Origin of the sequence: Neobacillus drentensis, from assembly GCF_036965245.1 — a bacterium.
Taxonomy (GTDB): domain Bacteria; phylum Bacillota; class Bacilli; order Bacillales; family Cytobacillaceae; genus Neobacillus; species Neobacillus drentensis_G.
The window spans coordinates 1-26,722 of record NZ_JBALPG010000084.1 but is presented as its reverse complement, the minus strand read 5'-3'; the positions used below and the strand labels follow the sequence as shown (position 1 = coordinate 26,722).

At 38.1% G+C, this 26,722-nt stretch carries 18 protein-coding genes; 15 read left to right on the top strand and 3 right to left on the bottom strand.

The window, feature by feature from the left end; all coding sequences use genetic code 11:
* Positions 1 to 311: 311 nt before the first annotated feature.
* A complete protein-coding gene (secA, locus tag V7150_RS17430) occupies positions 312 to 2,825 on the bottom strand; it encodes a preprotein translocase subunit SecA (protein WP_335520927.1) in 2,514 nt (837 codons plus the stop codon).
* Between the two features lie 539 nt (positions 2,826 to 3,364).
* Here secA and V7150_RS17425 point away from each other — a divergent pair.
* From V7150_RS17425 to V7150_RS17400, 6 genes are all read left to right on the top strand, one after another.
* On the top strand, positions 3,365 to 4,759 hold the full coding sequence (locus tag V7150_RS17425; protein ID WP_335520926.1) for a cytochrome c3 family protein: 1,395 nt from the start codon (positions 3,365 to 3,367) through the stop codon (positions 4,757 to 4,759).
* 27 nt (positions 4,760 to 4,786) lie between these two features.
* Positions 4,787 to 5,947, top strand: a complete 1,161-nt coding sequence (locus tag V7150_RS17420; protein WP_335520924.1) for a cytochrome c3 family protein — start codon at positions 4,787 to 4,789, stop codon at positions 5,945 to 5,947.
* 19 nt (positions 5,948 to 5,966) lie between these two features.
* Positions 5,967 to 6,653, top strand: coding sequence for a tetratricopeptide repeat protein (locus tag V7150_RS17415; RefSeq protein WP_335520922.1), 687 nt, complete (start codon positions 5,967 to 5,969; stop codon positions 6,651 to 6,653).
* Positions 6,654 to 6,679: 26 nt separating this feature from the next.
* On the top strand, positions 6,680 to 7,648 hold the full coding sequence (locus V7150_RS17410) for a 6-bladed beta-propeller (RefSeq protein ID WP_335520920.1): 969 nt from the start codon (positions 6,680 to 6,682) through the stop codon (positions 7,646 to 7,648).
* Positions 7,649 to 7,787: 139 nt separating this feature from the next.
* Positions 7,788 to 9,569 carry a cytochrome c3 family protein gene (locus V7150_RS17405; RefSeq protein WP_335520919.1) on the top strand — a complete coding sequence of 594 codons (1,782 nt, stop codon included), beginning with the start codon at positions 7,788 to 7,790 and terminating at the stop codon, positions 9,567 to 9,569.
* Positions 9,570 to 9,834: 265 nt separating this feature from the next.
* On the top strand, positions 9,835 to 12,078 hold the full coding sequence (locus V7150_RS17400; RefSeq protein WP_335520917.1) for an Ig-like domain-containing protein: 2,244 nt from the start codon (positions 9,835 to 9,837) through the stop codon (positions 12,076 to 12,078).
* 93 nt (positions 12,079 to 12,171) lie between these two features.
* Here the strand turns inward: V7150_RS17400 and V7150_RS17395 are convergent, their stop codons facing one another.
* Positions 12,172 to 12,690, bottom strand: a complete 519-nt coding sequence (locus V7150_RS17395) for a hypothetical protein (protein WP_335520915.1) — start codon at positions 12,688 to 12,690, stop codon at positions 12,172 to 12,174.
* Positions 12,691 to 12,915: 225 nt separating this feature from the next.
* Positions 12,916 to 14,850 carry an SEC-C metal-binding domain-containing protein gene (locus V7150_RS17390; RefSeq protein WP_335520914.1) on the bottom strand — a complete coding sequence of 645 codons (1,935 nt, stop codon included), beginning with the start codon at positions 14,848 to 14,850 and terminating at the stop codon, positions 12,916 to 12,918.
* A 319-nt stretch (positions 14,851 to 15,169) separates the two neighbouring features.
* Between V7150_RS17390 and prfB the strand changes: the two genes are divergently transcribed.
* The 9 genes from prfB (at position 15,170) to V7150_RS17345 (ending at position 26,440) form a co-directional block, all read left to right on the top strand.
* Positions 15,170 to 16,271 (top strand): peptide chain release factor 2 gene (prfB, locus tag V7150_RS17385; protein WP_335520912.1). Its coding sequence is split into 2 segments (ribosomal slippage): positions 15,170 to 15,241 and positions 15,243 to 16,271, totalling 1,101 coding nucleotides; the frame shifts between segments, so codons are not numbered across the junction.
* Between the two features lie 210 nt (positions 16,272 to 16,481).
* Positions 16,482 to 17,348 carry a YitT family protein gene (locus tag V7150_RS17380; protein ID WP_335520910.1) on the top strand — a complete coding sequence of 289 codons (867 nt, stop codon included), beginning with the start codon at positions 16,482 to 16,484 and terminating at the stop codon, positions 17,346 to 17,348.
* A 52-nt stretch (positions 17,349 to 17,400) separates the two neighbouring features.
* Positions 17,401 to 17,733, top strand: a complete 333-nt coding sequence (cccB, locus tag V7150_RS17375) for a cytochrome c551 (protein ID WP_335520908.1) — start codon at positions 17,401 to 17,403, stop codon at positions 17,731 to 17,733.
* 257 nt (positions 17,734 to 17,990) lie between these two features.
* Positions 17,991 to 18,677: a cell division ATP-binding protein FtsE gene (gene ftsE, locus V7150_RS17370; RefSeq protein WP_335520906.1), complete on the top strand. Its 687-nt coding sequence runs from the start codon at positions 17,991 to 17,993 to the stop codon at positions 18,675 to 18,677.
* Complete coding sequence (gene ftsX / locus V7150_RS17365; RefSeq protein ID WP_335520929.1) at positions 18,667 to 19,560, top strand: permease-like cell division protein FtsX; 894 nt, start codon at positions 18,667 to 18,669, stop codon at positions 19,558 to 19,560. Before ftsE ends, ftsX begins: the two co-directional genes overlap by 11 nt.
* A gap of 171 nt (positions 19,561 to 19,731) precedes the next feature.
* Positions 19,732 to 21,015, top strand: a complete 1,284-nt coding sequence (locus V7150_RS17360; RefSeq protein WP_335520904.1) for a murein hydrolase activator EnvC family protein — start codon at positions 19,732 to 19,734, stop codon at positions 21,013 to 21,015.
* Positions 21,016 to 21,170: 155 nt separating this feature from the next.
* Positions 21,171 to 22,625, top strand: coding sequence for a S41 family peptidase (locus V7150_RS17355; protein ID WP_335520902.1), 1,455 nt, complete (start codon positions 21,171 to 21,173; stop codon positions 22,623 to 22,625).
* Between the two features lie 360 nt (positions 22,626 to 22,985).
* Positions 22,986 to 24,179: a PDZ domain-containing protein gene (locus V7150_RS17350; protein ID WP_335520900.1), complete on the top strand. Its 1,194-nt coding sequence runs from the start codon at positions 22,986 to 22,988 to the stop codon at positions 24,177 to 24,179.
* 305 nt (positions 24,180 to 24,484) lie between these two features.
* A complete protein-coding gene (locus V7150_RS17345) occupies positions 24,485 to 26,440 on the top strand; it encodes a TniQ family protein (protein WP_335520898.1) in 1,956 nt (651 codons plus the stop codon).
* Positions 26,441 to 26,722 lie beyond the last annotated feature (282 nt).

Here is a 26,722-nt window from a genome sequence, read left to right as displayed (position 1 = left end):
AATGCCGCTCCGGATGACCGGAGCGGCATTATTTATTTTGATATATTATGTTCTATATCTTAAATAAAATGAATCTAAAACCAGAATAGAGAAAAAAATCGATGTTATCCCCATGTGGATAACCACATTCATCTAGATTAATCCACAAATTTGACGAGGTTTTCCACAAATCACACGTAATCACTCTAAATTTATCTACAATTCCACAATATTTATCCCCATAAAAATAAAAAGAGGGCAAGCGTTTCATTTCGCCAGCCCTCCTATTGTTGCGTCTAAAAAATTTGCGACCTGTACATTTAAAGCCGTATTTATTTCGCAGCTCCACAGCAGTTCTTATATTTCTTGCCACTGCCGCAGATACATGGGGCGTTACGACCAACATCAATTTGCTTCACTTTTGGCTTTTTCTTAACAGGTTCACCGTCTTCTTTCGGATTCACTGCTTGACCTTTTGCGACCTCTTCACGCTCAAGATTGTTGCGGATTTCAGCCTTCATGATGTACGTAGCCGTTTCATCCTCGATAGATTGAATCATTGCTTCAAACATGGCAAAGCCTTCATGCTGATATTCACGAAGCGGATCAATTTGTCCGTAAGCACGCAGATGGATTCCTTGGCGGAGCTGATCCATTGCATCGATATGATCAGTCCACTTGGAGTCAACCGCCCTTAATGTAACAACCTTTTCAAATTCCCGCATTTGCTCAGGGAAAAGAATTTGTTCCTTTTCCTCGTAACGCTCAATCACTTTTGTATAAATGGCGTCGACGATTTCCTCTGGATCTTTGCCCTTAAGATGCTCAACGGAAATGTCACCTTCATGAAGAAGAGTGGCATGAACATATTCCACAATCGCTTGGAGGTTCCATTCTTCCTCATCCTCATGACGTGACGCATGGGCATCAACATTCCGCTGAATCGAGTTAAGAATCATTTTTTGAACGATATCACGAAGGTTTTCCGATTCTAACACTTCATCACGCTGGGAGTAGATAATCTCACGCTGCTGACGAAGAACGTCATCATATTGCAACAGCTGTTTACGGGCATCGAAGTTGTTACCCTCAACGCGTTTTTGGGCAGATTCAACAGCACGAGACACCATCTTACTCTGAATTGGCTGGGAATCATCCATCCCAAGCTTTTGCATCATTGCCTTCATATTGTCTGAGCCGAAGCGGCGCATCAATTCATCTTCCATGGATAAATAAAACTGTGTAACACCAGGATCCCCTTGACGACCGGAACGTCCGCGGAGCTGGTTATCGATACGCCTGCTTTCGTGACGTTCGGTACCAATAACCGCTAGTCCACCCAGTTCAACGACACCTTCGCCAAGCTTAATATCTGTACCACGACCGGCCATGTTGGTCGCAATGGTAACAGCACCCTTATGACCAGCTTCCGCAATGATTTCTGCTTCACGCTCATGGTTTTTCGCGTTCAAGACATTGTGGTGAATTCGTCTTTTAAATAAATAGGTAGAAATTAGCTCAGATGTTTCAATTGCTACCGTACCAACCAGGATTGGCTGCCCTTTTTGATTGCGCTCAGCAATGTCCTCGACGACCGCACGGAACTTACCATCCATCGAAGCATAAATTAAATCGGGACGGTCATCACGGGCAATTGGTTTGTTTGTCGGAATAACAATAACATTCATATTATAGATATTGCGGAATTCCTCTTCTTCCGTTTTCGCTGTACCTGTCATCCCGGCTAATTTTTCATACATCCGGAAGTAGTTTTGGAACGTGATCGTTGCCATTGTCATACTTTCGTTCTGGACTTCAAGACCTTCTTTTGCCTCAATCGCCTGGTGTAAGCCTTCACTATAGCGACGACCCTTCATCAAACGGCCAGTAAATTGGTCGACGATAACAATTTCGCCTTCCTGTACTACATAATCAACATCTAGGTGCATACTGACATTTGCTTTTAACGCTTGATTAATATGATGGTTTAAGGTAACATGCGACAAGTCAAAAAGGTTTTCAATCCCGAAAGCTTTTTCAGCTTTGCTGATCCCTTCTTCCGTCAACATTACACCCTTCGTTTTTTCATCATACGTATAATCAGTATCCTTAGCCAACACCCGTACAAAGGCGTTTGCTTGAATATAAAGAGCAGCTGATTTTTGCGCTGAGCCGGAAATAATCAGCGGAGTACGTGCTTCGTCGATTAAAATCGAGTCAACCTCGTCAATGACTGAATAAAAGAGTGGCCGTTGAACTTTTTGCTCTTGATAAAGAACCATGTTATCACGCAGGTAATCGAATCCAAATTCGTTATTTGTACCATAGGTAATATCGCAGGCATAGGCAGCTTGCTTTTCATCCTTATCCATGTTGTTCAAATTCAAGCCAACCGTAAGGCCTAAAAATTGATACAGCTCACCCATTTCGGTAGCGTCACGGCTTGCCAAGTATTCGTTGACAGTAACAACATGAACACCTTTACCTGAAAGAGCATTCAAATAAACCGGCATTGTTGCGGTTAATGTTTTACCTTCCCCAGTCTTCATCTCCGAAATGTTTCCTTCATGGAGAGAAATACCCCCCATTAGCTGAACATGGTACGGATATAAGCCAAGCACACGGCGGGCACCTTCGCGGACAACCGCAAATGCTTCTACAAGCAGGTCATCCAATGTTTCGCCCTTTTGATAACGAGCCTTAAACTCTTCTGTTTTTTCCCGAAGCTGATCGTCTGTTAACTTTTCTGTTTCAGCAGCAAGGGCATCAATTTTCGTTGCAAGCTTGTCTAACCTTTTCAGCTCGCGTTTGTTCAGATCAAATACTTTATTTAAAATCCCCATCATCTGATGAACGCTCCTTTTTATCGAGACTAAAAAAATATTTTTCAAACATATACATGTCAAAACTTTTCGGTAATTTTCTTTTTCATCTTACCATTTCCTTAATACAGTGACAACAACGTAAGCAAGGGAGCAAAAGTTGTCATTCTAGTATTATAAATCAATAATTTCTAAACTTCTAATAAACCGTTTTGGATGTTCGATTTTTCGTCAATTATGACAGACTCATGGCATTTTACCTGTGAATACATATCAAACGAAATACATGCCAATAAATGTGAATGTTTATTGCATAAATTAATGCATTTTTGAATAAAAATACATTTTTCCTCTTGTTTTCACTGTCAGCATAGTACTAACATAACCCGATAAAAACAACGTTTATATGTTGTTTTTAGGGGTAAATAGGACTATTGTCTGTGTGAAAAAATATTCACAAATTGTACATTGGAATATACTTTTGCATTATTAGATACTAACTTTAGAGAGGTAAATATGCAAAATAAATAGAGAAAGAAACCAAAATGGGAAGGGTGAGTTAAGTGGCCATTTGGGGGAAAAAGAAACATAAAGAGACTGATCCCGAAACGAGAGAAGATAGAAAAAAAGTTGGCCTGATTCGCAGACTTTGGCAAAAATTTAGAGGCATAGACTGGAAGAATCCAGTAAATAGGTGGAAATTATTATTCATTTCACTTATCGGGTGTATTGTCATTTTTGGTGGAGGATACGGCGTTATTCAGTTTACAAACTCGCCGTCATTTTGTGTCAGTTGTCATGAAATGACGCCAGAGTACACTACATATACGGCTAGCGCCCATAACAATATTACATGTGTTCAGTGTCATGTCAAACCTGGATTCGTGAATATGGTTACCCACAAAATGAAATCCATGAAAGAAGTTTACTACCATGTTACCGGCGTGCCGGAGCAAATTGTTCAAACTGAGGAAGAGGCTATTTCAGACGAAAACTGTTTGCAATGTCACTCCAAGAATCGTCTTGTCACTGCATCCGGTGACTTAAAGGTAAATCATAAAGGACATATCGAAGAAGGTGTCCCTTGTATCAGCTGTCACGCAGGGGTTGTCCATGCAAAAGTAGCGGGCAGGGGAATTAACACTGAAGAAGTCCGTGGTCATTATACAAAAGAAACTGCTGAAAAAATAATGGAACAGAAATATTTGGCTCCCAATATGGGAACATGTATTGATTGCCATGATAAAGTGAACAACGGTGAAAAGCCATGGAAAGAAGTGTCTTATCTCGTCCCTCCAAATCCAGAGGAAATGGAGAAAAAATTAGATGAAACTAATAAAAAAACCTCTGGTGAAGCTGTAACAGAAGGCGAAAAAACAGAAGCAACTGCTGAAGGAACTAATTCACCACATGATGAAAAGACACAAGAAATCATATTACAAGCAATTGGTAAACAACAAAAAGACGTTAAGTTATCCATGGAATGTGAAACATGTCACAAAAAAATAAAAGTTCCTAAGAATCACAAGGTTGAGGGATGGAACGGAAATCACGGCAGCACCGCTATTCAAGAACTAGATAAATGCGTCAACTGTCATCAAGATTCTAAATGGATCAAAGAAATACCAAAAGAAGATATCCTTTCGTTACTAAAAATGAAAGAGACTACAAGCAAAGAACATAAATACGTACCAAATGTCACGGTAGTAAAAGATCAATCACGAATTAACCAATTCTGCAGCGCTTGTCATGGCAACCGTCCTGCTGGACACTTAGAAAGCGATCAATGGCTAACAGCTCACGCTGATAAAGCTAAAACTGCTGATCAAAAGTCAGAATGCTTTGTCTGTCATGACCGTGATAAACCAAAAGAAGGTACAACAGATGTAAAAGCACCTACAGATGTTTATTGCCAATACTGTCATAGAACAGGTTTTAAATCTGATGTAAATAATTAAGAAACCTTACACTGGAGGGACGCTTTTATGGAAGAAGAAAAAGAAACACAATCAGCCCCTCCCCGTTTTAACTATAAGTTAATCAAAATAGGAACGTTAACATTGTTGTTTCTAGCCATTTTCTTCTTTGCAGGCTTCTTTGGGCTAGAAGCAACTTCAAGCTCAAAGTTTTGCTCGTCCTGTCATGAGATGAAACCAGAGTACTACACGTGGAAGGCTTCGACTCATAGTGAAGTGGATTGTGTTAATTGTCATATTGAACCCGGGGTTAAAAACTTAGCGGAAGCTAAGGCCGGTGGGGTAAAAGAGCTTTATAAAAAACAAACAGATACTTATTTGGCACCAATTCAAATGCCAAAAGATATACCTAATTCCGCTTGCGAAAGATGTCATAATATGGATACACGTGAGGTTACCACTTCAGGGGATCTTATCATCCCACACGATAAGCATTTGGCTAAAGATATTGAGTGTGTTCAATGTCATAGTGGGGTTGCACATGGAAAAATCGCTGAACGGAAAGTGACCTTTAAATCTGACTATGGAAAATGGGATGATTCACTCGGAAAATCGATGATGAGTGATATTAAGTTTACAAGTCCAAAAATGGAAACATGTATGGAATGCCATGAAGCAAGACAAGTTACCACTGAATGTAAAGCTTGCCATACAACAAGCATGTATCCAAAAAGTCATAAAAAAGCGGATTTTAAAGATGAAACTCATGGTTCTTTAGCAATTAAAGATGTGAAAACGTGTAATGAATGTCATAAGTATATGTCTAAAAAAGAAATCGATATATTTAATGAAAAACCAGCATCTATGCAATATCTAAACAATGGAACAGTTAAAGAAGACGATATAGATGCTAAAGATTATGCAAAGCAAAATACTTATTGTAAAGATTGTCATTCCACACGTCCAGCAAGTCATAAAAAGGGTTTTGGTGTATCTCACGGCGATCTTGCAAATAAGAATACAGAAACGTGTCTAACTTGTCATGATTATCAAAATACAGGTCGTACAAAAAACATTATCGTAACCTGCAATACATGTCACCCTAGTAATCATAGTAATAGAGATTGGAGGATTACGCACCCTATTAATGTTGAAAGGGGCAGAAAGGTCACAGAGTACTGTTATACATGTCATGTGAAAAAGAATTGTACTTCTTGTCATAAAGAATAAGTTAACTAGGAGGGTTCGTATGCAAGCTCAAGAACAACATCCCACCACAGAACCTGAAAAAAAAGAAAAGAGAGTAAAAAAAGATCGTTTTACATGGTGGCAATCACTCCTACTTTTAATAGGAACTCTAGCCATTTGTTTAACGGCTGGTTACTATATCAGCGACAGGTTTCTATGGGAAAAAAGTGATTCCGCTCAAATTACAGAACAAATTAATTACTATAAAGAAGAAGTAAATCGAAAACCGAATGATCCAGAAATTAGGGTGCAGCTCGGCTATGCATATTTTTTAAAGAAGGATTACAAGGAAGCAATTAAACAATATCAAACTGCAGTAAGCCTAGATAAAAAATATTATGATGCATATTTAAATTTAAGTATTGTTTATGATAAACAAGGCGATCATGACAAAGCACTTCAATATGCACAAAAATCGATTAAAATATCCCCTTTAGACTACAAGGGTCATCTTCTAAAGGGAAAAAGTTATCGAGAACTAAAAATGTATAAGGAAGCAAAAGCAGCTTTAGATGAAGCATATCGATTGAAACCTGGCAATGTTGATACCCTTTTTGAGATAGGAAAGGTTGCTGAAGCTCAAGGAGATAAAAAAGAGGCAGAAGCAATCTATAAAGAGGTACTTTCATTTGACCCGCTCTTTAAGCCAGCTTTGAAGGCACTCGATAATATTGCATCAAAGAATTGATACAAAAATGAAAGGAGTAGGAGTCCGTGAAAAAGAAAACTGTTTATATATGGATGGGTACAATTGTTGGATTAACCGTTATTCTCTTTACTGCCATTTATTTTCTTAACCTACAGGACAAAGCTAATAAAGTAGCAGACGTTGTAAAAGGTGGACCCCCAACCTTCAGTCACTTTATTCAGGGAGATTTTAAATCTCCATTAGATAAACCTATGGATGTTGCAAAAATCGGTGAGTATGTCTATGTAACCGATACTAATCATAAACAAGTTCAAGTCTTTGATTCGTCAGGTACACAGGTTTTTAAATTTGGAAAAGAGGGAGAAGGACAGGGAGAATTCAAATTCCCTTACGGTATTACGGGTGATAAGGATGGTAATGTTTATGTTGCTGACTTATATACTGGTAAAATATCCATCTTCTCAAAAAAAGGTAAATTTATTAAGTACTTTGAAGTAAAAGACAATAAGGAACAATTGATAAAAGGTCCTGGTGGTTTGCGAATTTTTAAAGACAAGCTTTATGTTACTGATATTGAACAAGCAAAGGTTATGATCTTTAGTCTTGATGGAACAGAAAAACTTGAAATTACCACAGCAGTGGACAAAGAGGATTTGTTGAACGCTCCTAACGCAGTAACAGTTGATGACGATGGAAACCTCTATGTCGCTGACTCCGGGAACCAACGAGTTGTTGTATATGATAAAAAAGGAAAGTTTAAGCGAATTATTAATGGCACTAAGGATGGAAAAGGAGAAACCATTCTCGTAAACCCTAGAGGTTTGGCTGTTAATGCAAAAGGTACACTCTTCATCGTTGATAATATGACACATTTTGTATATGGCTTCGATCAAAAAGGAAAAAAAATCTATCAATTTGGTGGCTTAGGCAGCGAAAACGAACAATTCTTCCTCCCAAATGGACTATGGATTGACGAAAAAAGTCAACTTTATATAACAGATACATTTAATCAAAGAGTGGCTGTTTATTACTAAGGTTTACCCTATATCTTAAGGGGGTGTTGCCTATAGAACTGAAGGAACTAATAGTTTAATAAAAACAGAAAAAAGTAGAGAGAAAAAAGAAGAGAAAGATGTAGAGAGAAAAAAGAAGCACTAAGGGAGGTTTTGAGAAATGAGTAAAGTTAAATTAAGCTTCTCGCTATTTTTTGCTTTATTTTTAGTGGGAATGATGAGCACTGCAGCTTTTGCGAAAGACGCATACGGTGTTAAGGCTGTACCAGTTGGAGATGGAACAGTTAAAGTTGATTTTAATGGTGATACAAGTGATACCGCAAGTGTTACTGTATTTACCATCAATCTTTTAGACGATAAAGACACTTTAGTAGAAACAAAAGACATTACAATTGATGCCTCTAAAAAAGGTTCCTATACTACACCGATATTAACTACAGGAAAAATTTACACAGTAGAACTAACTCGACAAATTGAACCTACAAAAGTATTGTCTGGAGCTACTATTGTCATTACAGATGCATCTAATAAACTATTGGATGTCTCAATCGTTAATCCTGGAACATCCAAAGTTAATGCTAACGAAACAGGCTTTAACGTATTAAAGAAAAACAAATCTGGTCATAAAACACACGGTTCGTATCAAGCCAATACCAACTCCTGTGCTAGCTGTCACCAAACTCACACAGCAGAAGGTGATTACCTATTATTTAAAGATGGCACATATAGCACTTGTGCAGCCTGCCATGATGGGACAATGGGAGCTAAAGGAGTATTCGGTGCCCCAACAAATGCTGGTACATTCGGCGGTACTCATGAGGGTAACATGTCGATTCACTTAGCAGATGGATCTGTAGCAGTTAGTGCTGCACCAGGTGGTAACCGTAATTTAGATGGAGATAATGATAAAGCATGGACAGCTGAATTTACTTGCGCTAGCTGTCATGAGCCCCACGGTTCTCAAGGAAGTAAACTATTAAAGGGTAACCCACTAGGTTTAGGTGGACTTACAAAAGGAACTGCAGCAGGTCAAGACCCTAACGGAAAGAGATTTTTAGGTGTTAAAGTTTATGATGCTGTTCCTGGAGCTAAAGCCGAAGACGTTATTCTTGTGAAATACACAGTAACTGCCACTGATATCGGAGCAGATCTTAAGAAGGCAAAATCTCCTTATGTAAATGCTAACCTAATCGATGGAGACGTAGTTCTTCAAACATACAGCTGGAACCCTGGTGGAAACTATGGAGCTGGCGCTTACCGTGCGGATTACTCCCTCTTGTTACAAGAAAAGGGATACCCTTATAAATCCAACACAGTCTTTAAAGATGCTACTAACACTGATATTACTAGTCAATTAGATATTAAATGGCTTGATGGTTTTGTTACAGATAAAGGAACAAAGAAAATTGCTGACATCGCAAGTGCTGACCTTTCTTTAGGTATTGCAGTAACCATTACACCTGAACATAGATCATTATATGACAATACCTATCCTGGATATGTTAGTGACAGTGGAGTACAAATGAGTAATCTCTGTACATCCTGTCATGCTGACTATTTGTCTGGTACTTATGCTAAAGCTGATACAGGTGTTTACTCAACAGCTCACCGTCACCAAACGAACACAGATATGTTAACATGCTCACGTTGTCACTATGCACACGGTACAGATGCAACTATCATGAAGGATGCAAATGATCAGGGCGTAGCTGATTTGATTAAAGTTGGTGGAAAATTTGATCCTGCCAAATATGGTGGTGATTCAGCAGCCGCTACAGCAGCTGCTACTGAGTACTTGAAGGATCCAAACCCATCTTCGGCATTGAAAAAATATACTGGTATGTCAGTATGTTATGCTTGCCATGGAAGTGGAGCAGCATTTATGAATGATGGTAAATCAGAAAGACTATTAGGTGGTCAACCAGGAACTCCTAGAAATTAATAAGCCAACAAATAGCGCCACTATTTGTTAGCCTAAAATGAAAAAATAATAATGATAGTAAAAAAGGTAGCAATAGTAATATTGTTACCTTTTTTTATATTTTCCTATAAAGACACAATTATGTCAAAAAATCGCTTTATTTTCGCCCCAACTTTTCATCAACCGCATTGTTATAATATAAATATAATTCCTATAAATAAAATATCTAAGCAAAAAAATACATTATTTCATAGAAAAAGAGTTGATAAATTTGAGGAAATTCACCTTGTTTAATAGATCATATTGGTATCTTCCATTAACGATTCTCCTACTTATGTCAACGATCCTTCCCTATCCATCAAGTAATGTATTTTCTGCTAGTCAACCTACAATCACGATTAATTCCCCGTCTTCCAATGCGGAGATTACTACAAAAAATATCGTGATCTCAGGATCGTATTCAGCAGATGATTCAAAGACAGATTTACTTTTCACAGCATATGAAAATGGAAATAGTTTTTCAGACTCGTTAGCACATAAAGCAGATTGGACCATTGATGATACCGGTACAACTAAGTCATGGGATTTTTCCACATCATCATTAGCAGAGGGAACCCATACTATTTCTATAAAAATAAAAAGAATATCTACAAACGAAGAATTAACGGAAGCATCAATAACTTTTACGATTAAAATGACGGGAACCTCTATTACAATAACAGATCCATCCCCGACATCAGTGCTTAATAGCAAACATGTTGTCATTTCAGGTACCTATACCGCTGATGTCCCAAAAACCGAATTGCTTTTCACAGCAAATGATGGTGAGGAAAAATTATCAGATTCATCATTAAATGCAGGTGATTGGACTATTGATGAAAATAGTACACCTAAGAAATGGACTTTCTCTACGACCTCATTAGCAGAAGGGGACCATAATATAACCGTTGAAATTAAAAATTTACAAACAACTGACATATCAAAGGCAACTACTAATTTTTCTTTAGCCTTAATCAGACCATATGTTTCTGAAGCCAAAATAATACTAGCTAATGGTACAGAGAGACAGGGAGAAGATTTAACAAATGTTCCCCTTGATTCAAAAATAAAAATAACTGTTGTTGATGATCAGAAGATGGATCACCTTAAAAATAATATAGAAGCAAATAAATACAACCCAATAAAAATCCTATTAGGATCAGATACAATACAGGGAACTACGGAAATTAAAGAGCTTGCTGTTCAAAATGGTAAGTATTTTTACGACCTAATTTTTACTCCAAATACTGCTGAGCTAAAAATAAACAAGACCTATTTGGTGTATATTGATCCAGAACTTGTGGATGATTTAGAGAATCCTGTTTTTACAAGGCTGTTTAAATTCACCACTAGGACAAATGCCGAGTGGAATGATCCAGACAATCCGATAAGTCATGCATCGTCTAATCCTCATGGGCATTATCAATCAAATACTAATATGTGTGCTGCATGCCACAGTACACATGATCCTAAAAGCCCTTCTCAAATAGGAGTGTCTTATCGAACTATATTTAAAAAAGAGCTAGCAGCTGGGCAGCCTGCTGGTGATCCGTCGGAAAACTATTGTATGGCTTGTCATGATGGAACAATAAATGCGCCAATTATTGATAAAAATGATAGTAAGTACCGTCATAATAATCCCGCTGATTATTCAGTGGAAGGAAAAAATAATTTAAAGCAGCCTGAATCATGTACTAGTTGTCATAATCCACACCTGAATTGGTCTGAAGAGAATCCCAACTTGTTAAAAGATCATTATGTTTATACTCATAATGAAGTACATCCAGAAAAAGGGTTAGAAACTCTTACGGTAGACAGTCTTGATACTGCATGTGAGTCATGCCATGAGTACATTGATTTCTCTAAAATTAGTGCCGAAAAAGGAAAACATGAAACTTTAGCCTATAAAAAATCCTTAACCGCAAAGGGAACTATATCAAATAAAATAACAGATTCAACTCTTAAGACTATTTCAGATTATTCCTTATGCTTTAGATGCCATAATCCTGAAAAAAGTATGAAGAATACTAACACCGCAGATATAGAATCACATTATCTCAAACAAAATTCAGGGCACAATTTTGTTTTACTTGCTGATCAACAAACCCAAAGGGACGGCAGCATGTTGAATGGCCCAATGCCATGTGCGGATTGTCACGAAACACACGGGTCAAATAATCTATTTAACTTAAGAGAAATATTAGGGAATAATCCTTCCTTGCCTGCAGCTGATCATTTCAAGACTGTTGGTACAGCATGGAACGAAGAAAATGAACGGAATTTTTGTTTGAATTGCCACACTAAAGGAACAGAGATATATGGGAAAAAGGCAGCAATTGATAAAACAATTCTAGGACACCAGGATAATGAGAGCAAAGCGTGTTCAGAATGTCATAGTGACCAAACGAAGTCATATAAAAACTTTAGAGAAAAGTCGATGAGTGCCGCCCATGCTCCGTTGCCAGGTGTAGACCCATCAACTAACCCATAAACAAAAGCAAACACGAGAGTCTAAAGAACTCTCGTGTTTGCTTTTGAATAATGATCTTTTATCAAAACTTATCGATTTGATAAGCATTAATAATTACATTTCCTCCAGTGCTTTCTTTATATCGTCAATTTGCTTTAGTTTCTCATCCTCATTATCCAAAAGAGTACTCCCATATTTCGGCATCATTTCAAAATAGCCTTTTTTTGTGTTGGTTACGGCGAATAAATACATCTGGTTCTTTTTTAGCAATGGAGATTTTTCGTATGTAAGGAGATATAGATATCCATTCTTTTTATAATATCCACCTTCTTGATTTATCGTAATATCCCCGAGGAGGGAACCTTTAATATTTTGGGTAATTCTCACCAAAAATTGCGTATTTGGCTTTCCTGTGTATTTCTCATTTCCATTTTCCCTAATGACTTCACCGATAAATATATTGTCAACGGCTTTCACTAATTTTTGTTTATCTTGATAATGATCCTTAAAGGAATAAGGTTTATTAACAATAATTGCTGAATCCTTTGAATCTAATAATGTAGTAAAATATTTAATTGAGAAAATCCCTATTCCTAAAAAAGATAAGATAATGATCATAGTCAACTTTTTCATCAAACATTCTTCCTTTCGTTTGGAATACTTATCTCCAATTATATCTCCAGTGTTTTTGGTAATTTCTTTCTCCATGTGAATCTTTATGGAACATTTCCAAATGGAAGAATGGCAGTTAAATCAAAAATAAAAGCCCCCAATAACTCCGATAGGAGCCATCGAGGGCATATAAGTCATTCTATATTACATGATAAACCATCTGTACTAACCAGATGTCAAAGTGGTCTACTTTCCTTTCAACCACTCCTGCAGCCCGTCTATCTTCCTCCACAAATGTAAATGCATATCCGCATAAACAATTGCTTCGTTTTCATCACCAAATCCATAAAAATCAGGTGGATAGGCTGGCAGCCGTTTTTTTCCGGTTAGGTAGGCAATCACATGCTTGTTCTCTTTTTTTGCTGCTTTTAGAAGCATTTCCGCCTTCTTAGTAAAACCCTTTTGATGCAGTTCGAGCAATAACTTGTTAAACAAATGTTGTGCCGAAGCCTCCTCATATTGTTGGAGCAAATTTCCTGCTTTTTTGTATTCGCCTGAATCTACATAGGCCACAAATAAAGAGTAACGGACTCCTTGGTTATCCATCGGATTTAACTGGAGAAGTTCTTCATACTGCTTCACAGCTTGGGTGGGTTTTCCTAAAAGGGAAAGTGCCTCTGCATAATGAAGTTTTGCTCGCATAAACGGTCTTGTTTCTATTAAGCCCCAGAAGTACCCGGTGTTTTCTTTGAAGAAGGTCTTGCCAAGTTCCCTTTCCCCTGCCTGAATTCCTTTTTCATAGAGTAAAATTGCTTCTTCAAGGCTGTTTGTTTTTTCAGCAAGGATGACATAGGCATCGACACAATTAGGATTCAGCTTTAATGCTTCTTCTGCAAATTTATAACGCTGCTTCCCATCTGACTGAATGGCATCATATATTAAGTTTCTTGCCCGTTCCTCGTCGCGTCTTGAAATCTTCCGTACTTTTTTCTTATAGGTATGATCCACACTGGTTAGTGTCTGTACATTAGGTTCCAACCCTTCATGCTGTTCTTCCGTCATTGAACCTCGATTTTTAGGGAATTGGATAATGGGTGCTTTTTCTGTTGGAGGCGTATCAGGAGACTGATTTACACCATACACAAGCCCAATTAATTCTGCAATTTCCTCAGCTAATTCCGATTCAAGCTCCGAAACAATTGATGAAATACTGCTGGCGGAAACGCCATATTCTTTTGCAAGCTCCTTTTGTGTAACTATTTTTTCCATCGGAGCAATCGTTGACAGTAAATAATGAAGGGATGCTACATAAAGATTTGGATTTTGAATCCGTTTCTGCCTTTTCTGGCAAAAATTCAGCCAGAGAATAACGCCTGTGTCTAAAACTGGAGGAGGGAAAAGCAATTCCAGTTTCTTCTTAAATAGATCTGCTACCTCTTTGTAGATCGGGGCGGGCCATTCTATTTCATCCACTTCAAGAAGACCTCCTACCATCGGCAGCTCACTTAAGACTTCCATAAAAAAATCGGTTAAATACTCTTGCGGGGAGTCGTAATCTGCGTCAAGGCTGCTATCTTCGATGTAGGACAAGGCATGTTCTGGTTTGAGATCCGGTAAATCAAACGGTGATGGGAAAAAGACATAATTTTGCTCGTAAGGCAGCAAGATCCCAATAAAGAAAGAGCCCTCCTCTATCGTGATCGGCATATTGGCAACGATGGCCTCTAGTTGTTCCTTTGTGAAGCCATCTTCGACAGTCAGCTTGTTATTTTCAACACTCAGCACATTACCAGCAATCGTTCTGGCAAATGTCCAAGATTGTAAAATTTGCCTCAGTTTCGGGCGCTTAATTTTCCCTGCTTCAGCAGTGATAAATTTTTCTATAATGGTTTTTCCATCATTAAGCCCCTCAAAAAGGGAAAACCAAATGGCATGAATCAGCTCATAAAACTCCCGTTCCTGCTCATTTTCGATGTCAATCATCGTTTCAAGAATTTCAAAATCCTCATGTATTTCATGTCCGAAGTGATAGTAAGCAAAATGAAGGAGCTGCTTTTGCAGTTCATCGATTTCAGCTTCAATAATCTGGGTGATCGATACAGCTTCACTCACCCCACAGCACTTTTTATACTTTTTTCCACTCCCGCAAGGACAAGGATCATTCCGATTAAATTTCTCCATTTCACTCGACTCCTTTAAAAGTCTATCTCTTTAATCCCGTTTCTATTTGCACTTTACAAAAAGATATGTATTCATTATGTATTAACAGCTGTGATAAGAGGTTTATTTTCTTTAATAGTACCATTTTTGACAGAGTGAAATATATAAATACTAAGGAATTTTATTGGATTCTTGCGTAAGATACAGGATTTTTTTATACTATTTGAATTTCCTAGTTTTTCGTCAAACTTTGAATTTTATCCTGTAATCACGCTATAATGGAAAAGGAACTGACCAAAACGAACCGGATGTCATTTTATTTTTTATAGAGGTGAAGGAAATGGAATTAGCGGAAATTCGAAATGAACTTGAAAAAACAGCTAAGAAACTAGCGGACTTTAGGGGGTCTCTTTGACCTTGAAAATAAGGAAGCTAGAATCGCTGAACTAGATGATACCATGCTCCAGCCTGATTTTTGGAATGACCAAGAAAAGGCACAAATTGTCATCAGTGAGGCAAATGGTTTAAAAGACCAGGTAAATGAGTTCACTGATTTGAATGACTCATATGAAAACCTGGAACTAACCTATGAGCTTGTGAAAGAAGAAAATGATATGGAATTAAGAGCAGAGCTGGAGGAAGAGCTTCAGCAGCTATCAGGCCGCTTAAATCAATTTGAGCTGCAGCTTCTCTTGAGTGAGGAGTATGATAAAAATAATGCGATTTTGGAGCTTCACCCGGGTGCTGGCGGTACGGAATCACAGGACTGGGGATCGATGCTGCTCCGAATGTATACCCGCTGGGCAGAGAAAAAAGGCTTTAAAGTGGAGACGCTTGATTATCTTCCTGGCGATGAAGCTGGTATTAAAAGTGTAACGCTTGCCATCAAAGGACATAATGCCTACGGATACTTGAAGGCCGAAAAGGGCGTTCACCGTCTTGTGCGGATTTCGCCGTTTGATGCTTCAGGACGTCGTCATACGTCGTTCGTTTCCTGTGAAGTGATGCCGGAATTTAATGAAGAAATTCAGGTAGATATCAGGACTGAGGATTTAAAAATTGATACGTACCGAGCTACTGGAGCCGGCGGACAGCATATCAATACTACGGATTCTGCCGTCCGGATTACGCACCTGCCAACAGGTGTTGTTGTCACCTGTCAATCGGAACGTTCACAAATTAAAAACCGTGAGTCAGCCATGAAAATGTTGAAAGCGAAGCTGTATCAGCGGGAGATTGAGCGGCAGGAGCAGGAGCTTTTGGAAATTCGCGGCGAGCAAAAAGAAATCGGCTGGGGCAGCCAAATCCGTTCTTACGTTTTCCATCCATATTCGATGGTAAAGGATCACCGTACAAATACCGAAAGCGGGAATGTTCAAGCAGTAATGGACGGGGATTTAGACCAGTTTATTAATGCTTACTTACGTTCAAGAATATCGTAATAAAATCAAAAGTCTTTGTCGAAATGAAGTCGGCAAAGGCTTTTATTATGCTTACCTCATGAAAACCACTTTCAGAGGAAATGCTATTAAAAATTTTAGTCCTTTACTACGTCAATTTATTGTCATTTACACCAAATTTTGTCCATGCTATACTCACATTCGGTTAATAGAAATTTTTATTGTATAAGGAATTTTAGAGGAGATAGCTATATGAATATATTGAGCAATCTGACACAAACCTATCCTAAGACGAGATTAGCCATTGATTATATTTTTGTTCTGATTGGATCTGCCATTATTGCACTTGCGTTTAATGTGTTTTTGCTGCCCAACCAGGTAGCGTCAGGTGGAGTAAGCGGGATTAGTACCATTCTGAAAACCCTGGTTGGGTGGGAGCCGGCGTATGTCCAATGGGCCTTTAATATTCCATTATTTATTGCAGGTGTCGTTTTATTAGGGAAACAATTTGGTGCAAAAACTTTGGTAGGAACCATTTTTTTACCGTTTGTTGTCTTTTTGACAAAAAACTTGGAGCCATGGACGCATGATGCATTGCTCGGCGCATTGTTCGGTGGAATTGGCGTGGGACTAGGACTTGGAATTGTGTTTCGGGGAAAGGCATCTACCGGAGGTACTGACCTTGCCGCTCAAATTATCAATAAATATACAGGATTTACACTAGGAAGATGTGTTGTTATGATTGACGGATTAATCGTCCTTACTGCCGCCATTGTTTTTGATATTGAAAAGGGATTATATGCGTTAATTGCCCTTTATGTAACAAGTAAAACGATTGACCTCATCCAAGTTGGTTTTGGCAGATCAAAAATGACGATGATCATTACGAATAAACAAGAAGAAGTCCGCGAAGGAATTTTGAATAAAATTGACCGTGGTGTGACAAAACTATCAGCATACGGTGGTTTTACTGACAATGAACGGCCAGTACTGATGTGTGTGGTTGACCAAACGGAGTTCACGAAATTGAAACAATTGGTCAAAACCCTTGATCCTTCAGCATTTGTTGTCGTTATGGACGCAGCAGAAGTCCTGGGTGAGGGTTTTAAACGCACATAGTCATTGGTATAATAACACAGTGATGGTATTTATTTCTGAAGGGGGATTAGCTATGAAGAAAAAGCTACTAACATTGTTGCTTGGAACTTCCCTAGTAATGGGTCTTGCTGCTTGTGGAGGCGCCACAGATAACACAAAAGATAAGGACAACGGTGGAACTGAAACTGCTTCTGCTGGGCAAAAGATTTATGATCAAAAATGCTCTGGATGCCATGGCGGCGATCTAAAGGGTGGTATGGGTCCAGATTTATCAAAAGTTGGCTCAACACTATCCAAAGATGAAATTTTAGATACAATTAAAAATGGTAAAGGTCAAATGCCTCAAAATGTAGTCCAAGGGGACGACGCCGAAAAAGTGGCTGATTGGCTTTCAAACAAAAAGTAATAACTACAAAAATGTTCTGCAAGAAATTTGCAGAACGTTTTTTTATTTTTCAAAAGATGGAGAATATTGTCGAATATTGTATTGTTTGAAAAGAAACTGTAATATTTTTACCACCCTTTTAGCGATTTTTGATGTTATAATAAACCTATGCGAAATTATGCACATATTGTTTGTTATTTTGGTTCATTTTGCAAACAAACGAAGATTATTGTCGAATAGTACTATTCTAAATAACTCTAAAACTATAGGTGATATTAATGATAGAATTGCAAGAGGTATATAAAAAGTACCCAAATGGTGTTACCGCCATTAATGGTATAGACGTCCGGATTAACCAGGGCGAATTTGTTTATGTCGTTGGCCCGAGTGGTGCAGGGAAATCAACATTTATAAAAATGATGTACCGTGAAGAGGTACCATCTTCTGGGACCATCACGATGAATGGTGTTAATCTTGCCAAATTAAAAATGAAAAAGGTTCCGCTTTACAGAAGGAATCTTGGTGTGGTTTTCCAAGACTTTAAACTGTTGCCGTCTTTAACAGTTTATGAAAATGTCGCATTTGCCCTTGAGGTCATAGAAGCACAGCCAAAGTTCATAAGAAAACGGGTTATGGAAGTACTCGATCTTGTTGGCCTAAAGCATAAAATAAAAATGCTTCCAACTGAGCTTTCAGGCGGTGAGCAACAGCGTGTTTCCATTGCCCGCTCGATCGTAAATTCTCCAAAGGTTGTAATTGCGGACGAACCTACAGGAAACCTTGACCCTGAAACTTCATGGGAAATCATGAACATTTTTGAACAAATTAATGCAAGAGGAACAACGATTGTTATGGCAACCCATAACAGAGAGATTGTTAATACATTGAAACATCGCGTCATTGCCATTGAAGGCGGAAAAATTGTTCGTGATGAGCAAAGAGGTGATTACGGTTATGAAAATTAAAACGATTGGCCGTCACGCCCGTGAAAGCTTAAAGAATATTACCAGAAATGGCTGGATGACCTTTGCATCTGTTAGTGCTGTTACCGTGACCCTAATATTAGTCGGTGTCTTTTTCGTTATTATGATGAATCTTAATAGAGTAACACAATCCGTAGAAGAGGACGTATCAATACGCGTTCACATCGACATTGCTGCGAGCAAAGAAGAACAGCAATCATTAAAAAGTGAGATAGAGAAAATTCCTGAAGTAAAAAGTGTAAAATATTCACCTAAAGAGAAGGAACTAGATAACTTAGTGAAAAGTCTTGGTGAGGATGGAAAGGCCTTTAAACTTTTTGAACAGGATAATCCGCTAAATGATGTATTTATCGTAAAAACGAAAAACCCGACAGACACAATGCAAGTAGCAAAAAAGGTTGAAAAGTACAATTACGTTGCAAAAGTAAAATACGGGCAGGGCAAGGTTGAAAAATTATTTAAGTTTATTGAAGCGAGTCGCAATGTTGGAGTCGTCCTCATTATTGGTTTGTTCTTTACGGCGATTTTCTTAATTTCTAATACGATTAAGATTACGATATTTGCTAGACGGCGAGAAATTAAGATTATGAGATTAGTAGGGGCGACAAATACCTTTATTCGCTGGCCGTTCTTTTTAGAAGGTTTATGGCTCGGAATTCTTGGATCCATTTTACCAATTATCCTGATTTCGATTGCCTACTATCGGGCTTTTGATTATCTTGGCCCTAGGCTTGAGGGGACCTTTATCAAGGTGCTGCCAGTTGAACCATTTATCTATCAAACTTCCGGTATTTTGATTTTAATGGGAGCTTTTATAGGTATTTGGGGCAGCATGATGTCCGTAAGGAAGTTCTTAAAGGTTTAACTTTCTCTATATACCGCGAAACAGGCGCTTGCGCTTTTCTCATCAGGAAGGACTGCTTTCATGTCCTTCCTTGATTTTAGTAAAAAAGATTCTCATTGTAAAAACATTAAATATTACATAGATTAAGAGAGTTTTACCTATACATAGAGAGATGGAGGAGAATTATCGAAAATGAAAAAGTCAGCTATTACGCTTGCCGTTGCTGCAACGGTCGGTTTGGGGACAATTTTTGGAGGAACTCCTGCAAAAATAGAGGCGGAATCTATCTCCAAATTGAAAGGTGAACAAAATAATATTCAAGAGAAGCGATCCGATGTAAAATTAGATATTAATCAAGCAAATGATAAAATCAGTGAACTCCAAGGCCAGCAGGCTGACGTGAAGAGCGACATGAAGAGTATTGATTTTGCGATTGGTGATACGACAACGAAAATTAATGAAAAAACAGCTAAAATAGAAGAAACAAAAGCCGAGATTACGAAACTCCAGGAAGAGACGAAAATCATCAAGGAGCGAATTGAAAAGCGAAATGAGCTCTTGAAGGATCGGGCACGCAGCTATCAGGAAACAGGCGGTGTGGTCAATTATTTGGATGTATTAATGGGCTCAACAAGCTTTAGCGATTTCATTGACCGTGCGAATGCGGTTGCAACGATTATGAATGCGGACCAGGATATATTAAAACAGCATGAGGCCGATAAAAAGGAGCTTGAGTCGAAACAAAATCAGGTTGAAAAAGACCTTTCAGACTTGAAAATTATGCTGGCGGACTTAGAAAAAATGAATCAGCAATTGAATGCACAAAAAGCAGAGAAAGATAAATTATTAGGAACATTAATAGATCAAGAAGCAGAAGAACACGAATACATGATGGATTTGAAGGAGCAGGAGCAAATTCTTGCATCACAGGAGGCTGCGATTCAAAAGGCGATCAAGATGGAGCAGGAAGCTCAAGCCAGAGCTGCGGCCGAAGCTGCGGCCGCAGCTGCAAAAAATAACCAAGCTAATAGTGGTGGAGGTGGTGGTGCCTCTACAGCGAATCCAGGCGTATCAAGCGGATATTGGACCCAGCCTGCTGTCGGACGTTTCAGCTCAGGTTTTGGAGGCCGTGGCGATGGAAATCATTATGGAGTCGATATTGCCAATTCTACGCAAGTACCGATTGTTGCAGCTGCCGATGGTGTTGTGATTAAATCCTATTATTCTTCAAGTTATGGAAATTGTATCTTTATATCCCACTCTATTAATGGCCAGGTTTATACAACTGTCTACGCCCATATGTCTTCACGTATAGCCGGAAGCGGGGATGTAGTGAAAAAAGGCCAGCAAATTGGCGTCATGGGGAATACTGGTGCCTCACAAGGCCAACATTTACACTTTGAACTTCATAAAGGTCCATGGACACAGGATAAAAGTAATGCCATTAATCCTGTCGGCATCGTGCCAATGCCATGACATTAACCATTAGGAAGAAGCTTTTCGCTTCTTCCTTTTTTATATTACTCATAACTCGTCCACTCCTCACATATAAGTTAATAATCGGGCAGGAATTCGGTGCCTTTTTTAGAAAAATAGATAAGACAGGCATTTTTAACTTAAGGAGGATTCGGATGAATCGTAAATGGATTGCCCTGTTGATGACGGGTTCACTTTTAACAGGTGCGGGGGGCACGTATGCTGGAATGGAATTTCTTGATAGAACGGAAGCAGCTCCCAAACTTGAAGAGAAGGTAACCCCTAAAGGACACGCTATTAATTCAGAGGCAGATACAGAGGATCTTGATAAAGTAGAGCAGGCTTATGACCTCATTTTAAGCCGCTATGTTGAAAAAGTGGATCAGGAGAAGCTGGTTGAAGGCGCGATTCAAGGCATGCTTTCTGTTTTAAAGGATCCATATTCCGTTTATATGGACAAGGAAACGGCCCAGCAATTCACGCAAACATTGGAATCGTCATTTGAAGGAATTGGTGCCGAAGTCGGTATGGTCGATGGAAAAATTGTCATCGTCTCGCCTTTTAAAAATTCTCCTGCTGAAAAAGCAGGAATCAAGCCGAATGATCAGATATTAAAGGTGGACGGAAAGAGTGTCGATGGTTTAGACCTTAACAAAGCAACGCTTAAAATTCGTGGAAAAAAAGGGACGTCAGTAAATTTAGAGATTGCTAGGAAAGGTTTAAAAGACCCACTGTCCATTGATGTCAAGCGTGATGAAATTCCGCTTGAGACTGTTCACGGATCCATAAAGAAGCAGGACGGCAAAAAGATTGGCTATATTGAAATTACCTCCTTCTCAAAAGAAACGGCTATAGATTTTAAAAAAGAATTAAAAGCGCAGGAAAATGACGATATTAAAGGCCTGATCATTGATGTGCGTGGCAACCCTGGCGGACTTTTAGACAGTGTCGGAGAGATATTAAAAGAGTTTGTCCCGAAGGATAAGCCATATGTTCAGACTGAAGAACGCAACGGGGGAAAACGGCGTTTCTTCTCCACGATCTCCGAGAAAAAGGATTATCGCGTGCTTGTCCTTGTCAATAAAGGTAGTGCTTCCGCATCGGAAATCTTAGCAGGATCGTTGAAAGAGGCAGCAGGCTATCAGATTGTTGGCGAAACAACCTTTGGAAAAGGAACTGTTCAGCAAGCGATGCCAATGGGGGACGGCAGTAATATAAAGTTGACATTAGCAAAATGGCTGACCCCCGATGGAAATTGGATTCACAAAAAAGGAATTAAACCAGATGTCGCCATCCATCAGCCGGCAATATTTTCTACCCATCCGATTCAAGTCGAGAAGCCGCTTGTTGAGGACATGAACAATGAACAGGTAAAGAATGCTCAAGAAATATTAAACGCCTTGGGATTTGCCCCTGGACGGACAGACGGATACTTTAGCTCTAAAACGAAGTTAGCTGTTAAAGGCTTCCAGGAGCAAAATGACTTGGAGCCAACTGGAAAAATTGATAACAAAACCGCTGCTAAGCTCGAAGCAGCCGTTGTGAAAGAAATGAAGAAAGAGAAAAACGATTTGCAGCTGCTAATGGCCTTAAAGTTAATTACCAAGTAACCAAAAAGCAGAGGCTCCGGCCTCTGTATTTATTTTGATTTTAGAAAATGAGGAGCCTTAGCGGAATGCTTGTCTAGTTTGGCGGAATAATCAGGGATTTCCGCGGAAATAGTAATGGGGTTGGCGGAAATTAGTCGAATCTTCGCGGAATCTCTGCAAAAGTGGCAGATTCTCTGTTTAACCTATCCTAAAACAAGCACAATACTCGAATGGATACGAAATACTAGAATGTTAGGACATTTTTTGCTTTTTTCTAGAAACTAGTAATATGTTTTATCAGTGTAATTTGGTAAAATAATCTGTAAGAGACTTTTTACATAGTATATTATTAGAAATTTTAATAGAGGCAGGTGGCAGGATATGGTGCAAATATGGCTTGTAGAGTTACTTAAAGGGACAGGCAAATTATTTCTTAATCCTGTTTTATACTATCTCGTTTTCCTTGCAGGAATTATAGGTGTTATGAGGGTAAAACGTGAACGGAAAAATTTTCATATTCGGGCGTATGATGCTTATTTTGAGCTCAGGCAGTTGTTTCCGCAAGGACTCCTTATTGGGCTTATACTTTCTATTATTGTAGTGGCAACAGGAATTACAGTACCATTCGCGGTCATCCTTCTTATTGCGGGATTTACGCTATTGTGGTCACTGACGACAAATATTCGCCTGATGTCTCCTGCATACACAGTTGGGGCTTCATTCTTTACCATTATTTTAATTGCAGAAAATAATTGGTCGATTCCACTTTTTTCAGAGGCGTTTAATTCAATTAGTGATAAGGTCTATCCTTCCGTTGTCGTTGTTCTTGGCCTATTGCTCATCGCAGAAGGCATACTTATTTTTAAAAATGGCAGCAGGAGAACTTCGCCTAAGATCACTAGAAGCAAACGCGGTCAAAGCGTTGGTGCCCATGAAGGAAAGCGCCTTTGGATGGTGCCGTTATTTTTACTGGTCCCAGGGGATGTGCTTCAGTCTTCTTTCGATTGGTGGCCTGTCTTTCATTTAGGTGCCAAGGAGTATTCCCTCATACTGGTTCCATTTGCAATTGGCTTTCATCAGCAAATCAAAGGGATGCTTCCTGTAGAAGCTATCAGGCTTCACGGCCGAAGGGTGATTGTCCTTGGAGCGTTAATTACCCTCATTTCAGTGGCTGGTTATTGGTATCCGCTCACTTCGATTGTTGTTGCTGCTTTGGCTATTATCGGCCGCGAATCATTAGCATTAATGGCCAATTTAAAGGACGACAGTCTTCCGCCTTATTTTTCGAAAAAAAATCAAGGGGTAATGATTATTGGAATTATTCCCGATTCAGCTTCAAGCAAAATGGGACTGCAAGTGGGTGAGATTATCACAAAAGCTAATGGTGTATTGGTTCGCGATGAGAATACCTTCTATGAAGCACTGCAAAAAAACCGTGCCCACTGTAAGTTGGAGGTTTTGGATACCAAGGGAGAGATTCGTTTCGTTCAACGCGCCCTCTACGAAGGCGACCACCACGAACTTGGCATCCTATTTGTCCAGGATGAACGCAAGTATGATGAGAAAATTGGATAATTGTAAAACACCAAAATAAACCGGATTTCGTTCAAAAATTACCGGATAGGAGCCATAATTGGCCGGATTAGGCAATTTAAAGTTAAACGGATTTACACCAAAAAAGAACGGATTGAAATAAAAAAACATCCTAGACCGAGTGTATAATTGATCAATAGCCAACTCATTAATTGTGATTTTCATAATTAGTTAGAATTTATTCATAATAACTTGGATCATTTTTCACAATTAATTAGCATGATGTGGATAATGAAAAGATAACGCCTTGAAGGTTTTCTTTAAGGCGTTGTCTTTTAAAAAAGAGTATGGTGGTTGGTGGTATGTGTGAAAGCCAAAGTTTATTAAAAACTCCAAAGCCATTTGAGGACGAGAGCTTAGCAGGATACGTATTGAGGTTAACTGAAGGGAATTTTTATGAAAAAGTTAGTTACATATATCTTTCGTCGGACTTGTGGGAAATTGTAAGAAGGAGAAGTAAAAACGGAAATCTATTGAATCCATTAAATGATAATATGGAGAAACTAAGTGAAATCATAAACTGTTCCATAAAAGATTTGGCGGAATTAACCTTTGCTTCCCATGATGTTAAGTCTCCCTTTTTTCAGTACAGAAAGGAACCAATTCCCCGTCAAGCCATACATACCACTAAAACCAAAATTTGCCCAAAATGTTTAGCTGAGACTGCATATCATAGGAAAGCTTGGGATTTGGTACCTGTTACGGCTTGTATAAAACATCGAATAATTCTTATTGACAGATGTCCAAAATGTGCAAAAGAAATTTCATGGTCACGAACAAAAGTATTAGAATGTTCGTGTGGTCAACTATTTTCAGAGATACCTTCAAAAAATATTACTATTTCGGAAAGTCCGATTAGTATTCTGTTTAGTAAATCAAACACAAAATATTTAAGACAAATCCAAAAAAATCCCCTAATAAATTTAAGCCTTTTTGATTTATTTGAAGTAATAGTATTTTTCTCTTGGTTCATATCAAAAAACGAGAAATGGAAATTGAGAAATAAATATATTGGTAAATCATTAAGTAATCAAGAAATACATCAACTGTTTTCATCTGTATATAAAATATTTGATGACTGGCCAAATAATTTTATAAAATTTCTTGATAATATTCAGGAATCCTCATTAAAACAGAAAGATGATAGTTCAATTGAGAACCACTTTGGATATTTTTATACCGCATTATATAAACATTTAGATAATAAAAAAAACACAAAGTTTTTAACTGTTGAATTTGATGAGTATTTGGCAAAGAGATGGGATGGTGGGTATATTGCTACTCTAAGAAAGTCTTCATCAAAAAATTTAAATAAAAAATTCATTGCTGCAAGTGAGGTATGGAAATTATACGGTATTCCTGCAGAGGCTGTAAAAAAATATGTAAGCAAAGGGGTTTTTAAAGGAGTTATTAAGAAAAGAGGTAATGCAACATTAATTTTAGTTGAAAAGGAAAGCGTTGAAAAATATAAACAAAAAATCGACGATACTTTTTCTACAAAAGAAACAAGTGAAATTCTTGGTGTATATGACAGAAATGTACATGAGTTGCAGAAATATGGATGTATTATTGCAATAAGAGGACCTAAAATTGATGGATATCCCAATTGGAGATTCTCTAAAGATAGCGTATATGGGCTGTTAGAAGAAATATATATAAAGATTCCTGCTACTGCTGCTTACACGTATAATAATGACTTAATTAATTTCAGAATAGCACTTCAGATTGCCGGAAGTTTAAAGTTTGGTATTGGACAATTAGTGAAAGGAATTTTAGATAATGATATAAAACCGGTAAGACTTGCGAAAGGAGAAGGTTTAAATCAACTGGAGTTGTTAAGAGATGGGGTTCGCAATTATTTTTTGAAATTGCGTGCAGAAGAGGACAGTGAATATGTAACTTTAAGGGAAATGGTAAAAATAACTGGAGTAAAAAGGGAAAAGATTGCTGATTGGATGAAAAAAGGATTTTTAGATTTTGTGGTTGGAGAGACAGAAGAATTCAAGTCCACAAAACAAGATTTTGATCTTTTTCTCCGCACTTATGTACCGTTATCAATTGTTGCTAAACAGTTAAATACTAATTCAACAAATTTATATCAGAAATTATTAAATAATAATATTGTAGCCTTAACTGGGCCAAGAGTTGATGGAGGAAAGCAATACTTATACTTAAAGGAGGAAATTGATAATTACATTGTTAAAGTAAGGGAAATAGAATTTATTCATAATAATGCTTATTGAAATTTTGTACTTATTGTATTTTTAGAGTCTTTTCCATTATTCAAAGGTATTTGTTATATCTATTACTGAAAGACGATATGTTTCTTTAACTTATGGGGCGTTGATCCAAGAAGGATTAACGCTTATTTTATGATTTAACGCTTATTTTTGTGGTACTTCTTCAACTTTGGACAGGGGAGTTAAAGAAAGAGAAGTAGTAGAAAATGGACAACACTTGGGAGTTAAATTAGATATTTATTCTAAAATAGTTTGAGATTGTGAAGGAATGTACTGATATGAACG

What these genes read in the sequence shown, in the direction of transcription:
- V7150_RS17395 (WP_335520915.1), bottom strand. Translation starts at nt 12,690, where the DNA reads ATGAAAAAGTTGACTATGATCATTATCTTATCTTTTTTAGGAATAGGG.
- V7150_RS17345 (WP_335520898.1), top strand. Translation starts at nt 24,485, where the DNA reads ATGGTGGTTGGTGGTATGTGTGAAAGCCAAAGTTTATTAAAAACTCCA.
- V7150_RS17420 (WP_335520924.1), top strand. Translation starts at nt 4,787, where the DNA reads ATGGAAGAAGAAAAAGAAACACAATCAGCCCCTCCCCGTTTTAACTAT.
- ftsX (WP_335520929.1), top strand. Translation starts at nt 18,667, where the DNA reads ATGAAAATTAAAACGATTGGCCGTCACGCCCGTGAAAGCTTAAAGAAT.
- V7150_RS17360 (WP_335520904.1), top strand. Translation starts at nt 19,732, where the DNA reads ATGAAAAAGTCAGCTATTACGCTTGCCGTTGCTGCAACGGTCGGTTTG.
- V7150_RS17380 (WP_335520910.1), top strand. Translation starts at nt 16,482, where the DNA reads ATGAATATATTGAGCAATCTGACACAAACCTATCCTAAGACGAGATTA.
- V7150_RS17415 (WP_335520922.1), top strand. Translation starts at nt 5,967, where the DNA reads ATGCAAGCTCAAGAACAACATCCCACCACAGAACCTGAAAAAAAAGAA.
- cccB (WP_335520908.1), top strand. Translation starts at nt 17,401, where the DNA reads ATGAAGAAAAAGCTACTAACATTGTTGCTTGGAACTTCCCTAGTAATG.
- secA (WP_335520927.1), bottom strand. Translation starts at nt 2,825, where the DNA reads ATGATGGGGATTTTAAATAAAGTATTTGATCTGAACAAACGCGAGCTG.
- V7150_RS17405 (WP_335520919.1), top strand. Translation starts at nt 7,788, where the DNA reads ATGAGTAAAGTTAAATTAAGCTTCTCGCTATTTTTTGCTTTATTTTTA.
- V7150_RS17355 (WP_335520902.1), top strand. Translation starts at nt 21,171, where the DNA reads ATGAATCGTAAATGGATTGCCCTGTTGATGACGGGTTCACTTTTAACA.
- V7150_RS17390 (WP_335520914.1), bottom strand. Translation starts at nt 14,850, where the DNA reads ATGGAGAAATTTAATCGGAATGATCCTTGTCCTTGCGGGAGTGGAAAA.
- ftsE (WP_335520906.1), top strand. Translation starts at nt 17,991, where the DNA reads ATGATAGAATTGCAAGAGGTATATAAAAAGTACCCAAATGGTGTTACC.
- V7150_RS17350 (WP_335520900.1), top strand. Translation starts at nt 22,986, where the DNA reads ATGGTGCAAATATGGCTTGTAGAGTTACTTAAAGGGACAGGCAAATTA.